Genomic DNA, 12,940 nt, shown 5'->3' on the forward strand with positions numbered 1-12,940 from the left:
ACCACCTATCGAATATTAAATCCTGTTGTTAAGCAACATCTACGACGTCGCGCAAAGCAACGCGCTGATGTAGTAGATTCTCCAGTAGGTGTAGCAATTGTAAAGGTTGTCGTACCCTCACCACTAAATCCAAGCCCCGCATAGGACGGACCATTCTTAACAAAAATAGATGTTTTCATTTTGCGAGCCATACGGTTTAGGCGTTCCATATTTAAAGAATGCATTGTGGCCGTATGATGTAAGCCTGCTTCTAACATCAAGCATACATCAAGACCTTCGTCAAAGCTATCTACTGTAACAACAGGTAAAATAGGCATTAACATCTCAATAACTGCAAAGGGATGATTTTTTGGAGCCCGCATGATAATTAACCGTGGATCACCATTGTACGGAATATGTGCTGCATCAAGAATAACGCTTGCATTTTTACCAACAAATTTTTTATTTGGTGTCCCATTCGGTAACACTGTTAAATCGACTAGGCGTTGAATATCCTGTTGATTTTCAACGAGAACACACCCTGCTTTTATCATTTCTTCAACTAGCTGTGGCTCGATTTGGCGCATGGCTACAACGCTCTTTTCAGCGATACACAGAATATTATTATCTAGACTAGCGCCGAGAACAATATCTTGAGCAGCCTTTTTAATATCTGCCGTTTCATCTACAAAGGCCGGTGGATTGCCTGCACCAGCACCGATAACCTTTTTACCACTTTGAAGCGCTTGTTTTACTACGCCAGGACCTCCAGTAACAACTAATAGGCTCACATCTGGATGTAGCATCATCTCTTGAGCAGACTCAATAGATGGCTCTCGAAGTGTAACAATAAGGTTTTCAATGCCAATCGATTTGGCGATGATTTGATTAAGTTCACTAACTAGCAACCGACTAAGATGCTTAGCACCAGGATGAACGCTAAAGAATACAGCATTCCCTGCGGCTAGCATACCTATTGTATTACATATTAATGTTTCCGCTGGATTCGTACTTGGCGTAACAGCACCAATAACACCATAAGCAGACAATTCGTATAATGTCATACCATTATCGCCTGTTTCACACTCTGTAACGAGATCTTCTACGCCCGGTGTTTTATCGAGTGTTAGATTTAATTTTAGTACTTTATCCGCAACGCGACCCATCCCCGTTTCATCAACGGTTTTCTGAGCCAACTCTTGCACTCGTGGACGCATGGCAGCACGGATGTCTGCTATTACCTTTTCACGGGTTGCCAAGGTGCAATCTTCAAAGCGCGCTTGCGCTGCTTTTGCAGCTTGAATTGCTTCATCAACCGTATCAAACACACCTGGCTCAACTTGACCTCTAGGCGCTTGTTTAATAGGTTGTGATGAGGCCATTTCTTGCTTTTGCCCCTGTAATATATCTATAACCATGGAGCGGATCATTTCTTTCAACTGTGTATTGTTTTCCATCATGAACCTCCATATAGGTTGCATTGCTGATGCAATGACCATGTCAACTAACGGTGTCCACAATCAAGGATACATTCATGATGTGACACAATAACTAGGTTTAACTCTGGCACCAGCTATTTCCTATACAATTATTTTTCAAAACTATCAATAATACCCACAATAGCACAATCTACTGCGGTGCCTTTATCATCTTCGAAAATATGCCGTGCCGATGAGCCTCGAGTTAGAAGCACATATTCACCTTCACCAGCACATACTGTATCGACGGCGATTTCTATGCGCCCCGTCAACCCTTGTTCTCCATCGAGAATATCTACCATCATCAGTTTCATTCCCTTTAGAGATTCATGCTTTTGAGTAGATACTATACTACCCACAACTTTACCGACTTGCATACTTCTCGTTCCCTTCAATTATTGTGATACCTAAGCGCTCGATTTCATCTCGAGCAGCCATGGTGAACCGTTGTCCCCTATATATGACGATAATAGACTGACTTTCACAAGATCTAACAAAAGAGGCCGTTATCCACGCTTGATGACTGGCATATATAGGACGACCAAATTTATCTAGAAATTTGATAGGCCAATCTAGAATGACTGATGGATTCATCAACGAGGTTACAGGAACTGCTAGGTGTATCGTCACCTCACAGTCATACGCTAATGCACGATGTAAATAGGCAACCCAAGGCACCAATGTATCGCACATTAACTCTCGTATATGACCATAATCTATACCAGCGAAAGAAATGAGTTGGTTCTGCAACAATATATGCTCATCATAGCTATTGCACTCTGTGACCATAAACGTAGCAGTGGATGTCATGCGCTTTTCTAGGCGTTCTAGCACCAGTTTAACTAATGCATCCATATTAATGCTCACTTCCCATGGCAATCCCTAAGGGCGTTACAAACTCTGGATATAATGGCTTATCTACGGGTAATCCTATATATTGACTGAAAGTCTTTGTGAACTCCTCAAAATTAGAGGCACCGCCCACAACAACAATAGGAGTCCCCTTTTCATAGCCGCCCTCTTGTAACGCACGCTTAGAAATAGCTGCCATTTTCTCTACAACCGGCCGTATGGTTGCATATACATCTCGTTTATTAGCTTCATTGCGCTTATAGGCCTCTGCTTCAGGGATGGAAATCCCATAGGCTCCGCTAATAACAAGGTTCATATGGGTGCCTCCTGTAGGCTCATCTACGGTATATACAACTCGGCCATCTTTTAAAATGCTTATGCCCGTAGTACCACCACCGACGTCGATAACAGCGCCATCGGTGATGCCTAGCACATTAGCAGCAGCGGTAGGTTCGTCTAGAATGCAGGTCACTTCAAAACCGGCACTTTCAAGAACATGACCTACTACCTCTTTATTCTTGCCTATCGTTCCAGGTGGAACAGCTGCTGCGGCATATACAAGTTCTGTACCTAAGGCTGCTTCCGCCTTAGCCTTTAGCTCTCGCGTAATCGTAACAGCTCCCACATAGTCAACTACAAGGCCATCTCGAATAGATTCGTTGTATTCAAAAGCACCATATATAGGTTTACCTTTATCGTTTACTACGGATAGGACAATAGATGATGTACCAAGGTCGATGCCTACGCGTAAATTCTTTTGATTATGAGAGCTCACTTGTTTGGACTCTACAAGATCAGAGAACTCTTGCAAGGTATTATTTGCCTTTTTCAAACCTTTCATCATATCACCTACTTTACTGTACAATTCTCGCCATCACTGTACCTTGTACATTGGCAGCATTTGCCTCATCTGTATCAATATGGAGCTCCAGAACAAAACCAGGTACGGCCCGAACGATGACATCACCAAATACAGTGGTGCGCTCTGGTGTTTGAATTTCAATATTTACGCTGTCGCCATCGTTTACATTAAGCCGTTTTGCATCATCAGGAGACATATGAATATGTCGTTTTGCAACGATACAAATAGGTTTTGTAATTTCCCCATTTTCAGTACATAAAGTAATCTCTACGGCTGATTCTAAATGACCAGATAGCACAATAGGAGGTTTTATACCCAATGCACGAGCATCGGTCAAAGATACCTCTACTTGTGACTGTTTTCTAAGAGGACCTAATACGCGGACGTTTTGAATGACCCCTTTTGGCCCCACTAAAGTAACGGTTTGTTCTGAAGCAAATTCTCCAGTTTGTTTTAAGTCACTTTTTTTAGTAATAGCCTGGTTAGGGAATAATATATCCCAGTCCTCCTGACATAGATGGACATGTCTATTGCTCACACCTACGGGAATGGACGATTCGAACATGGCTTCGATCACTTCTCGTACGATAGCACGAATCTGTTCCCGATCCATAAGCTATTATCCTTTCTTAGGTAAGATCAATTCTACATCGCTATGAGGGCGTGGAATTACATGAGTAGATACTACTTCACCTACTTTCTGTGCAGCTGCACAACCCGCATCAACAGCCGCTTTTACAGCGCCTACATCACCGCGAACCATTACTGTTACAAGACCGGAACCGATTTTTTCAGTACCTTCTAATGTAACGTTAGCTGCTTTTACCATTGCGTCAGCCGCTTCAATTGCGCCTACTAAACCTTTTGTTTCTACCATGCCTAATGCGTTATTCATGATAATCTCCTTTATTATTTACTACTTTATTTCTTTTTAGGGTTTTTCTTTGGTGTTATTTTCTTTGTACCTGTTGATTTAGAACTTTTCGGTTCCATGATCGTAGATACTATCTCATCTAACACCTCAACAACCTTTTCATCTAATTGGGGTTTCTCTGTTTCATCAGCTACCTTAGCCGGCTTATCTGTAAAATCATCATTAAAGGATTCGACTAAGCCTTCTGCAGGTCGAGGAATTACTTTGTGAGCTACATACAAATTCATACCTTTTGTAATCGCCACACCGGTTTGAACAGCTGCTTCAACAGCTCCCACATCACCAGCAACCTTTACGGTCATCCAGCCAAGTCCTCTCGCCTTTTCTATTCCTACGAGCCGTACATTTGCAGCTTTAACCATTGCATCTGATGCGGTGATAGCCCCCAGCAAACCAGCTACTTCTAGTAACCCTAGTGAATCTTTCACCATGCCACCTCCCGACGTTTATTCATTAGATGATGTAAGCATTACCTTTGTTTTTAGGTCTTTCTCCCATAGTTTCTAGTAACGCTAACCCCACATCACGTGCTGCTTTTACAGCTTGTTTAACAGCGCCAGAGTCACCAGAAATTAGTAAAACAACTTCATTTGACATATCTGAGCTCGATGGAGACTGATAATCTACCACATCTACATTAGCTGATTTAACTGCTGTATCTGCCATAACTACACCTATTGCTGCTGGTGCACCTACTAATAACCCAAAGGCTTTACCTTCTGGTGTCCCAAAAGCAGTGACTAAGGCTTCTCCTACACGCGCTGTATATTGGACCTCCACATGGCCTGCGTCATTCATATATACTTCGCCAAAGGTACGTTCTAATTCACGTAATGCTACTTCCACAGAACGTCTTACATCGGATACGTCATCGCCACCAAATATGATAAGGGAACCAGAACCAGCGCCACCTTTCATATCACGGGCCAGTTCAATGCTAACAATCTCTGTATTCGTTGCTTTTACAGCTTCATCAGCGGCCATAATTTGCGGCCCTGCACCTGTACGTGAACCTAAGATACCGATGGATCGATATGACTTAGTGAGCTTCATAGCTTCCAATACTTGACTATCAACATTGGCAATTACGAGACCAATCGTATCGCCTGTTGTAGTGCTACCTACGTGTTCAGTAATCATAGAAGTTTGTAGTTGACTTACAGCAGGTGAACTTACAGGTGCCGAAGCACATGATGCATTACTAGTCGCGCCTGAAGTTTTGCTTAAATCAGCACTATCGATACGCATCAATACGCGCTTTAAAATCTCATCTACCATACTATTAGTATCGGCCATAATTATTCACCCTTTGTTGGTAAAATACCTTCTACATCTTTATGTGGTCTTGGAATTACATGAGTAGAGATAACAACACCTACGCGTTCCGCAGCAGCTGCACCTGCATCTACAGCAGCTTTTACAGCCCCTACATCACCGCGAACCATAACAGTAACGAGACCAGAGCCAATTTTTTCATTGCCCACTAGTTCCACATTAGCTGCTTTAAGCATTGCATCAGCTGCTTCAATAGCGCCTACTAAGCCCTTAGTTTCCACCATACCTAATGCTTCTTGTGTCATCTGTTTTCTCTCCTTTTACAAAACATAATACAAAGAATACAAATTTATTTTTCTAATAGTTCCACCATAGTACCTATATTCATAAAGGCAAAGTGCGCTGTTTTAAGTAGTTGTACCATGAGTACAGCACCAGTACCTTCACCTAACGCCATTTGTCCATGGATTGGAACTTCATCAAGACGAATATTTGCATAAGCCAATGCTGCGGCCATCCCTACCTCGCGAGAATAATGAGATGGAATACCGTATAATGGAGCGTCTCCATTCATTTGAGTAGCACAAGCCATGGCAACTGCTGTAATATATCCATCGATTACAAATGGGATATGTAAGTCCGTACAAGCTACCATAGCACCTGTAATCGCGGCTATATCAAAGCCACCTACGCGGCTAATTACCTCTTTAGGACTATTTAAGTGTCCCTTATGATGAGATAATGCAGTACGTACAAACTCTCGTTTTTGATTCATATACGCCTCTTCATCAGGGCCAGATCCAGGACCTACAGTTATCCGTGGGTCTAGTTTTGTAAGACCACTTAGGACAGCTGCTGAAGTAGTCGTATTACCAACACCCATTTCGCCAAAGGAAAATAGATTGATACCCGATTCTGCATAGTAAACAACTCGGTTATATCCAGCTTGATATGCTAGGTCAAACTCTTCAGCACTCATAGCAGCACCATCTAATATATTCTTTGTGCCTTGAGCTACCTTTCGATTTATCCCAATACCTTGTGGGCACGCAATGCCTACATCTACCACTTCATAAGGAATATGGTTAAAGATACAGTAATTAGCAACTGCACTTTTACCATCAATCATATTCTGAGACTGTTTACGAGTAATCTCATAGTTATAACCGATTAGGCCATCTACGGAAATACCATTATCTGCAGAAAAGATAATATGCTGAGCCTGAATCTCAGGTTTCATATCTTGCCAAGCGAGACACATTTTTTTGAAATATCGTTCCCATAGACCCAAGCTTTTTGGAATGATCGCTTTATTTAAAATAAATTGATTAAGTTGTTCTTCAAACACTTTGTCCATGGAAAAACCTTCTTTCAACTAACTGTATATGTAGTCACATAAACGTTTCAACGATTCTTGATCGTAAACGGATATTTCAAAAATCTTAGTAGCTCCCGCTAGCTTGAGATTGCGGCGAGGCGCCTCCACATCTTTTCCCGTATCAACTTTCGATACAACACCGATAACTTCTCGATTTAAAGAGTTCCCAAAACTAGGTGGGAATATGGTTGTTTCATCACCTGCAGGAATCATGAAAATCACTACGTCCGCATCATAGGCGTGTAAGATAATTCCTCGATAGTAATTAGGATTTTCCATATATTCCCCAGGGGTATCAATAAAATTACCCACTCGAGTTATGGCTTGTGTTTTGTGATATGTTGCCGAGCCATGAGTAATCGTATCTGCTAATGTAGTCTTACCACAACCGCTACGACCTACTAGAAGGATGCGTTTTTCTTTCTTTTCGGTGCTCATAATTACCCTTTCATTAGGATCTTGTTAAATCCGTTGGGAAGAATCCTAATATACGTTGCAGACCTTCAATTACGCTGCGTAAAGCAGATTCAACAGCAGATACATCACCAGTTATGAGAAGTGCACCCGAAAATCTATCGATGAAACCGATTTCGATATCACCAGATTTACTTGCAATATCGGCTGCAATAATGGTCCCTTCGCCAGGTGTTATGGTAAGAATTCCAATGGCATTGCGCCCTTTTTCCTCAAGCCCCATTTTTCTAAATAGATCTGGCTTAGGATTGGCAATAACATGGGCTATCGTAACCTGCTTTCCGGGTACAAACTCTTGTATGATGCGCTGTTTTGCATCAATTACCTCTTGAAAGGCCATATAATCTCCTCCTAATTTAATATGTATTCTTTAAACTATACTGACATGTTATAGTTTGTCGTTGTTTTATATACTCTAGCTATAGTTAAGGTGCCACTAATTGGAAGAACAACACCGCTAAGCCTGCCCCAATCAATGGGCCAATAAATGGTACCCATGCATATTGCCAGTTCGCAGTTCCTTTATTAGGAATCGGTAATAAGAAATATGCTAACCGTGGACCAAAGTCACGGGCTGGATTTAATGCATATCCAGTAGTTGCGCCAAAGGACATACCAATGGATGCTACCAAAATACCAATGACTATAGGTGCTAAACCATCGGCCATTTTTCCTAAACAGAGAATCGCTAGCATAAACATAAACGTTGCTATGATTTCAGATATCAAATTGAAAGGTTTATTATCGATTGCTGGACCTGTTGCAAAAATCCCTACACAATTTCCTTCGTCAGGACCGGTTACTTTAAAGTGTGGATAATAGAACAATGCAGCAATGGCAGCACCTGTAAAACCACCTGCAATTTGAGCTATGGACATGGGAATAACTTGATCCCAAGGGAATATACCTGCTACAGCAAGAGCAAAGGTAACGGCAGGGTTCAAATGACCAGGTCCACCTAGTGTAATTCCTATATACACAGCGAAGGTTACTGCAAAGGCCCATCCAAAAATAATGTGTAACCAGTTAGTACCATAGATACCAACGATGGTTTTCTTTAACAAAATCGATGCATTTGTACTATTACCAAATGCGAGTAAAACGGCAGTACCAACAAACTCACTAATATACATTTGCGTTACGTCCATTATCTTCACCTCATTGAGTTAACAAAGATTGTAATGCATGAGATGCAATGTCCATATCTTCTGCCACGGTACCACCGCTAATACCAAACCCACCGACAATTTCGCCATCGATGATGATTGGGTAACCTCCACCAAAGGTACAGATTTTACGATTTACCATGGATTCAATGTTGAATAGATCGCCATCAGGCTGTGCACTCTGATGTACTTCATGAGTTGCCGCTTTGAGAGCCACTGCTGTGTACGCCTTTGCCTGTGCGATATCATTGCTGATGAGCAATGCATCTGACATACGATGGAAATACATTAATACACCTTTTGCATCCACAATAGATACAACAATAGGTACGCCTATGGACTGAGCATAGTCCAAGGCGGTTTGTGAAAGTTTCGTCATAATTTGTTCTAGCTTTGTTCTAGTTGCCATATAACTAACTCCATTTTCAGTAGTATGCTCCATATCCCATAAGCTCCGCTTCGTTTCTGCCAGTACTTCTGCATGATTGTTCTTAACACGTTCTGCTACGCGTTCTACAATTGTTTCTACAAATTGCACATAGTCTTCCATGCGAGCCATGATATATAGAGCATCAGATAATCGATTTATAAATTTTCGAACCTCATCGCGAATTGGTTCTACCTCACCTAAACTAATGAGTAATCGTTCCCCTCGACGACATATAGTGCGCGCTACATGAAGCTCTGCGGCAGATAAATAATTACCGCTTAATATAAAGCTATGTTGCTGTGGCAAACGCTTCGTATAGTCATCGATCATGTATTCCAATTCACTTATATCTTGTTGTGAAATCAAGTTGCTACTTTCACTAAGATGTTCAACATGAGGTGTTGCTACCTCCGCACATAAGCGGAATAGCTGATGTTGTAATGTGTGAAGCACATGTTTATTGTCCTGTGAGACAACTAATTTCTCGCAGACACTAACCTGTGCATTTAATTCATCAAAGGTTCCATATGTGTCCACACGAAGTGAATTCTTAGGTACTCTAGTGCCATCAAAAAGGGCTGTTGTACCTGCATCACCGGTTTTCGTATAAATAGCCATATGCACCACCTCTCAATTTCATTGTGTTTAAAAGGCCACTTCCAATCGTTCATCAGAAGCGAATGGATTACCTTTTACAAGGCGAGCTGCATTGACACCTAATGTGCGCAAGCTATCTGGATATTGAGCATAGCCCGTAAGTCGATAGACAAATTTATGAGCTGGTATATTTTTATACGTTAACACAATAGCCTGCTCATCAACACCAATACCTACTGACAAAGCTGAGTTTCGAGATGCTAAATCAGCCAAATCCATGTGAGTACCACTATGGGCCTCGATTACCACGGGCAGTCCTTCCTCCTCAATGCCATATAAAACAGGCTTTAATACATCCTCACCGATATGCGATGTAGTATAGAGCAAGATGGTTGGCTTACTGATGATGCTTTGATCCATCATAGGCCTCCCTTCCGTGAATAGGAAAGGACAAGTCCTGTTGCAACAGCATTACGTGCCCCTTCAACACCTCGAATATTGCCTCGCCCCGCTACTAATGCATATTGTGAAAGTGCATCGGTTACGAGTTGAGGGATTTCAAAGTCTAATGCAGAGCCACCTACAATAACGACGAATGGTATATCTCGTACATTATGAGTAGGACTGACAGATGCTAAAGCGCGGAGTGAATTAGTTACAAATACTCGTTTCTTTGCAGTTTGGCGGACACGTTTAATCGTTTCTAAAGGAATATCTCGTTCTACTGGAACAAGTCCATCAGGAGTGACGATAACAACGCGGCCAAACAATGCTGCCGAAAGTGGTTCATTAAAGAACTGCACCGTTCCATCTTCGTGACGAATGTGATATACGCTAAGTACCTGAGCTAATGGATCTCTCTTAATGGCCTCAGCAATATGCATATCCTCTAAACCAAGTTCAGAATTGATGAGCATAGTTACCATATTTCCCGCTCCAGCAAGATGAATGGCTTTAATTTTTCCTTCTTGATTAATGATGGATGCATCAGTTGAGCCTGCCCCTAGATCGAGTATGGCCATTGGTTTTGCTGTCCCTGGCGTTGTCAAAGCCCCTAAAATAGCTGATTCAGCCTCTTCACCACCGATTTCAACTGGTACGCCTAACTCTTTTTCTACCTGCTTTGCAATGATTTCCATTTGTAGATGATCTGACTTAACCATGGAGGCAATGCCTACGGCTTGTTCCATAGAGAATTCACCTGCAAGGCCACCCTTTACATTGATAGGAACAGCTACATCTACGGCTAGCAAGTCTTGGATGAATACATCTTGCGGGGATTTATTCGTCAATTGAGCCATTGTAAGGCGAACCTTTTCAAGCATGCCACCTACGTTTGTTCCTGCTTCACCACTGATATCATCGATAGGATGAACAGATTCGAGGGTTTCCATAATCCTCTCGGCCCCAGCAGATACATCGACGGATACAGTTCGATCATTCCCCATAACAATGATGGATCCTGCCGGTATTACCCGCTCCTTAACGTCCCCTGCAGGTGTTTTAATAACGACTGCAGATCGGTTGCCAATAAGGGCTCGAGCGATAGGCACAATATTCTTTGTTTCCTCTGGTGAAAGCTCAAATACAGTGGCAATCCCATAAGGATTAGATAATTGTGATACCACTTGTCCTGGTTCTACTACCTCTACGGCGGAGAGCATACCCATTGGAATTTTGTCGATATACGCAACCTCGTCTACGATAGGAATTTTGTTATCTAATCGATTGTTAACGAGTACACCATCATCGGCTTGAAGGATAGCAGCCCGAATATCATAACCTCGCTTACAGTACGCATTAATCAGCTGTGCTACCAATTCAAAATCGATAATCTTTGGAGCAACCACGATGTATGGCTGACCTTGTGGCTTATCGATTAGTTGCTCAATAGGAACGGTATACCCTACACCAAGACCTAAACCACCTGGTGTTTTAGGGTTGTGCCCTATCATGGTAGATTCTGTAATTATGGTTTCTGTAATCGTTTCCATGGCTACATCACCGATAACTGGTGTAGCCTCATTAATGCGAACTAAGTCAATATCTCGTAGTGTAAGATTAGCAGACCTGATTAGCGACTTGAGGGCATCCATGAGACCTACGATATTTTCGCGTGTTCCTTTAATACCAGTGGTACTAGCGATGGCAGAAGATAAGAACTTTACCTCTCCATTACTATGAATTTCGGCCAAGGCCGCTTCTGTTGTAGAGTTTCCGATATCGATGCCAACAATTCGTTTCATAATGACATCTCCTATAGGTTAATTATCACCTTTAAGTTTTTTACGACGTTCGTAATTTTCTGCAGCTTCTCGTACAAAGTTTGCACAAATCGGAGCCCCTAAACCATCAAGTTCGCTAGCAATATCTAACAGTTCTTGTTTGGAAGAACGATATGGACGAAGTGCATTGTACATTTCAAGTAAACGTTTATCACTTACCTTCGTCATTTCTGCAGCGCGAGAGAAGTTCAGTTCAATTTGATCTCGGCCCCCAGCCTTAGCAATTTGACCTTGAGCTTTCAAAATAGATGGAGAAATTTTTAAATCGTCCATTGTAATATGTCCGGCCATTACGTTATCCATCGTAATATGGCTTAAGTCTCGACCTTGACCAAGATCAATCCATTCTGGATGTTTTTTAGCAATCGGATAATCCTCGATGGTAACCACCCTATCTACAACTGTTGTATTAGGTGTAGATGATGTATGAGGCGCAGAGTATTGTGTGGTATTTCCCTTTGCCCCTTCTATTTCAGATACGATCTGCCGAATTAAGGCTTCTAATTCGTTAGCCATAGTAAACCTCCTTATACAGTGACACGAACTTCATCAGCTGGCTTACCTTTTACTACATGCTTAGTTTCCTTGATATGAAGCAATGCAGATAATGCTTGGTATTTTGGACGAGCCATTTGATCGTTCAATGTTGGTACTGGTGTTGGGGATTCGCCCTTAGCATATTTAGCAGCATTTTTACCGATAGCACGGTATGTTTCAGCTGTTAATAGCGGTGCTTGAGGGAATAATTCCAAATTTGAAAGTGGTTGTAAATCGCGTTGGTGAATCAAAGTAGTACCTTTAGATTGAATACCAATACATACGCCAGATCCAGAAATAGAATCGCCTTCAACGGCTACGGCCGCTACGTCAGAGGAACGATACACGCGAATTACACGAGCTTTTAAACCTTCTTCTTCGATACCAGCTACTAATTGGCGAATTACCTCTTGATGCGGTACACCAACGATAGTTTGTCGTTGACTACGGCCAAAGGCAGGGCCAACAGCAATAACTACTTCATCTGCGCTTGTACCAGGTTGTGCAGGACCACCAGTTTGGAGCCAGCTATCGTCACCAGTTGGATCTTCATGTCTAGGAGCCGCACTTGGTGTTGTGCTTTTACCAGCACTAGCCTTGAATTGTGGTACTTCATGAACACCACCCATTTCTTGTAAAACGTCTAGGATAATAGAACGTAATACATCTCTGTTAATTTCAGCCATCATGACA

18 protein-coding genes are annotated in these 12,940 nt (G+C 42.0%); all 18 read right to left on the reverse strand.

The genetic code is table 11. The features are described from left to right. Window positions 1-5: 5 nt before the first annotated feature. The 18 genes from KH109_RS03485 to KH109_RS03570 all read right to left on the reverse strand — a co-directional run bounded on the left by KH109_RS03485 (window position 6) and on the right by KH109_RS03570 (window position 12,936). Complete coding sequence (locus tag KH109_RS03485) at window positions 6-1,439, reverse strand: aldehyde dehydrogenase family protein (RefSeq protein WP_295215785.1); 1,434 nt, start codon at window positions 1,437-1,439, stop codon at window positions 6-8. A 128-nt stretch (window positions 1,440-1,567) separates the two neighbouring features. Beyond that, entirely contained in the window at window positions 1,568-1,834 is a 267-nt protein-coding gene (locus tag KH109_RS03490; RefSeq protein ID WP_038117192.1) for a EutN/CcmL family microcompartment protein, read from the reverse strand. After that, the gene (gene pduM / locus KH109_RS03495) at window positions 1,821-2,312 is read right to left on the reverse strand and encodes a PduM family microcompartment protein (protein ID WP_195186445.1); all 492 of its coding nucleotides are present in this window, start codon (window positions 2,310-2,312) and stop codon (window positions 1,821-1,823) included. Before pduM ends, KH109_RS03490 begins: the two co-directional genes overlap by 14 nt. 1 nt (window position 2,313) lies before the next feature. Then, entirely contained in the window at window positions 2,314-3,153 is an 840-nt protein-coding gene (gene eutJ / locus KH109_RS03500; RefSeq protein ID WP_233542550.1) for an ethanolamine utilization protein EutJ, read from the reverse strand. Between the two features lie 10 nt (window positions 3,154-3,163). Further along, window positions 3,164-3,784, reverse strand: coding sequence for a phosphate propanoyltransferase (pduL, locus tag KH109_RS03505; protein WP_295215804.1), 621 nt, complete (start codon window positions 3,782-3,784; stop codon window positions 3,164-3,166). Between the two features lie 6 nt (window positions 3,785-3,790). Next, entirely contained in the window at window positions 3,791-4,066 is a 276-nt protein-coding gene (gene pduA / locus KH109_RS03510) for a propanediol utilization microcompartment protein PduA (protein ID WP_005385294.1), read from the reverse strand. A gap of 26 nt (window positions 4,067-4,092) precedes the next feature. Further along, on the reverse strand, window positions 4,093-4,536 hold the full coding sequence (locus KH109_RS03515) for a BMC domain-containing protein (RefSeq protein WP_295215806.1): 444 nt from the start codon (window positions 4,534-4,536) through the stop codon (window positions 4,093-4,095). Between the two features lie 22 nt (window positions 4,537-4,558). Then, window positions 4,559-5,401, reverse strand: a complete 843-nt coding sequence (gene pduB / locus KH109_RS03520; RefSeq protein ID WP_295215809.1) for a propanediol utilization microcompartment protein PduB — start codon at window positions 5,399-5,401, stop codon at window positions 4,559-4,561. A gap of 2 nt (window positions 5,402-5,403) precedes the next feature. Beyond that, window positions 5,404-5,685 carry a propanediol utilization microcompartment protein PduA gene (gene pduA, locus KH109_RS03525; protein WP_008602344.1) on the reverse strand — a complete coding sequence of 94 codons (282 nt, stop codon included), beginning with the start codon at window positions 5,683-5,685 and terminating at the stop codon, window positions 5,404-5,406. 44 nt (window positions 5,686-5,729) lie between these two features. After that, window positions 5,730-6,737 (reverse strand): nicotinate-nucleotide--dimethylbenzimidazole phosphoribosyltransferase, encoded by a 1,008-nt coding sequence (locus tag KH109_RS03530; protein ID WP_105084998.1) that lies wholly within the window; start codon window positions 6,735-6,737, stop codon window positions 5,730-5,732. An 18-nt stretch (window positions 6,738-6,755) separates the two neighbouring features. Next, window positions 6,756-7,196 (reverse strand): EutP/PduV family microcompartment system protein, encoded by a 441-nt coding sequence (gene eutP / locus KH109_RS03535; protein WP_295215816.1) that lies wholly within the window; start codon window positions 7,194-7,196, stop codon window positions 6,756-6,758. A 13-nt stretch (window positions 7,197-7,209) separates the two neighbouring features. Further along, a complete protein-coding gene (locus KH109_RS03540) occupies window positions 7,210-7,572 on the reverse strand; it encodes a BMC domain-containing protein (RefSeq protein WP_038117203.1) in 363 nt (120 codons plus the stop codon). Window positions 7,573-7,657: 85 nt separating this feature from the next. Further along, entirely contained in the window at window positions 7,658-8,380 is a 723-nt protein-coding gene (locus tag KH109_RS03545; protein ID WP_295215818.1) for an MIP/aquaporin family protein, read from the reverse strand. A 10-nt stretch (window positions 8,381-8,390) separates the two neighbouring features. Next, window positions 8,391-9,446, reverse strand: a complete 1,056-nt coding sequence (locus KH109_RS03550; RefSeq protein WP_288991432.1) for a cob(I)yrinic acid a,c-diamide adenosyltransferase — start codon at window positions 9,444-9,446, stop codon at window positions 8,391-8,393. Window positions 9,447-9,473: 27 nt separating this feature from the next. Then, window positions 9,474-9,848, reverse strand: a complete 375-nt coding sequence (locus tag KH109_RS03555; protein ID WP_288991433.1) for a glycerol dehydratase reactivase beta/small subunit family protein — start codon at window positions 9,846-9,848, stop codon at window positions 9,474-9,476. Continuing rightward, on the reverse strand, window positions 9,845-11,671 hold the full coding sequence (locus tag KH109_RS03560; protein WP_295215823.1) for a diol dehydratase reactivase subunit alpha: 1,827 nt from the start codon (window positions 11,669-11,671) through the stop codon (window positions 9,845-9,847). The genes KH109_RS03555 and KH109_RS03560 overlap by 4 nt, the downstream gene beginning before the upstream one ends. An 18-nt stretch (window positions 11,672-11,689) precedes the next feature. Then, window positions 11,690-12,226, reverse strand: coding sequence for a diol dehydratase small subunit (locus tag KH109_RS03565; RefSeq protein WP_119208958.1), 537 nt, complete (start codon window positions 12,224-12,226; stop codon window positions 11,690-11,692). A gap of 11 nt (window positions 12,227-12,237) precedes the next feature. Next, window positions 12,238-12,936, reverse strand: coding sequence for a propanediol/glycerol family dehydratase medium subunit (locus KH109_RS03570; RefSeq protein WP_227721296.1), 699 nt, complete (start codon window positions 12,934-12,936; stop codon window positions 12,238-12,240). Between the last annotated feature and the right edge of the window lie 4 nt (window positions 12,937-12,940).

Origin of the sequence: Veillonella sp. (assembly GCF_018381775.1) — a bacterium.
In the GTDB taxonomy this organism is placed as follows: domain Bacteria; phylum Bacillota; class Negativicutes; order Veillonellales; family Veillonellaceae; genus Veillonella.

Excerpts from the sequence above, each read along its gene's own strand:
- KH109_RS03485 (WP_295215785.1), bottom strand. The coding sequence starts at position 1,439 with ATGATGGAAAACAATACACAGTTGAAAGAAATGATCCGCTCCATGGTT.
- KH109_RS03490 (WP_038117192.1), bottom strand. The coding sequence starts at position 1,834 with ATGCAAGTCGGTAAAGTTGTGGGTAGTATAGTATCTACTCAAAAGCAT.
- pduM (WP_195186445.1), bottom strand. The coding sequence starts at position 2,312 with ATGGATGCATTAGTTAAACTGGTGCTAGAACGCCTAGAAAAGCGCATG.
- eutJ (WP_233542550.1), bottom strand. The coding sequence starts at position 3,153 with ATGATGAAAGGTTTGAAAAAGGCAAATAATACCTTGCAAGAGTTCTCT.
- pduL (WP_295215804.1), bottom strand. The coding sequence starts at position 3,784 with ATGGATCGGGAACAGATTCGTGCTATCGTACGAGAAGTGATCGAAGCC.
- pduA (WP_005385294.1), bottom strand. The coding sequence starts at position 4,066 with ATGAATAACGCATTAGGCATGGTAGAAACAAAAGGTTTAGTAGGCGCA.
- KH109_RS03515 (WP_295215806.1), bottom strand. The coding sequence starts at position 4,536 with ATGGTGAAAGATTCACTAGGGTTACTAGAAGTAGCTGGTTTGCTGGGG.
- pduB (WP_295215809.1), bottom strand. The coding sequence starts at position 5,401 with ATGGCCGATACTAATAGTATGGTAGATGAGATTTTAAAGCGCGTATTG.
- pduA (WP_008602344.1), bottom strand. The coding sequence starts at position 5,685 with ATGACACAAGAAGCATTAGGTATGGTGGAAACTAAGGGCTTAGTAGGC.
- KH109_RS03530 (WP_105084998.1), bottom strand. The coding sequence starts at position 6,737 with ATGGACAAAGTGTTTGAAGAACAACTTAATCAATTTATTTTAAATAAA.
- eutP (WP_295215816.1), bottom strand. The coding sequence starts at position 7,196 with ATGAGCACCGAAAAGAAAGAAAAACGCATCCTTCTAGTAGGTCGTAGC.
- KH109_RS03540 (WP_038117203.1), bottom strand. The coding sequence starts at position 7,572 with ATGGCCTTTCAAGAGGTAATTGATGCAAAACAGCGCATCATACAAGAG.
- KH109_RS03545 (WP_295215818.1), bottom strand. The coding sequence starts at position 8,380 with ATGGACGTAACGCAAATGTATATTAGTGAGTTTGTTGGTACTGCCGTT.
- KH109_RS03550 (WP_288991432.1), bottom strand. The coding sequence starts at position 9,446 with ATGGCTATTTATACGAAAACCGGTGATGCAGGTACAACAGCCCTTTTT.
- KH109_RS03555 (WP_288991433.1), bottom strand. The coding sequence starts at position 9,848 with ATGATGGATCAAAGCATCATCAGTAAGCCAACCATCTTGCTCTATACT.
- KH109_RS03560 (WP_295215823.1), bottom strand. The coding sequence starts at position 11,671 with ATGAAACGAATTGTTGGCATCGATATCGGAAACTCTACAACAGAAGCG.
- KH109_RS03565 (WP_119208958.1), bottom strand. The coding sequence starts at position 12,226 with ATGGCTAACGAATTAGAAGCCTTAATTCGGCAGATCGTATCTGAAATA.
- KH109_RS03570 (WP_227721296.1), bottom strand. The coding sequence starts at position 12,936 with ATGATGGCTGAAATTAACAGAGATGTATTACGTTCTATTATCCTAGAC.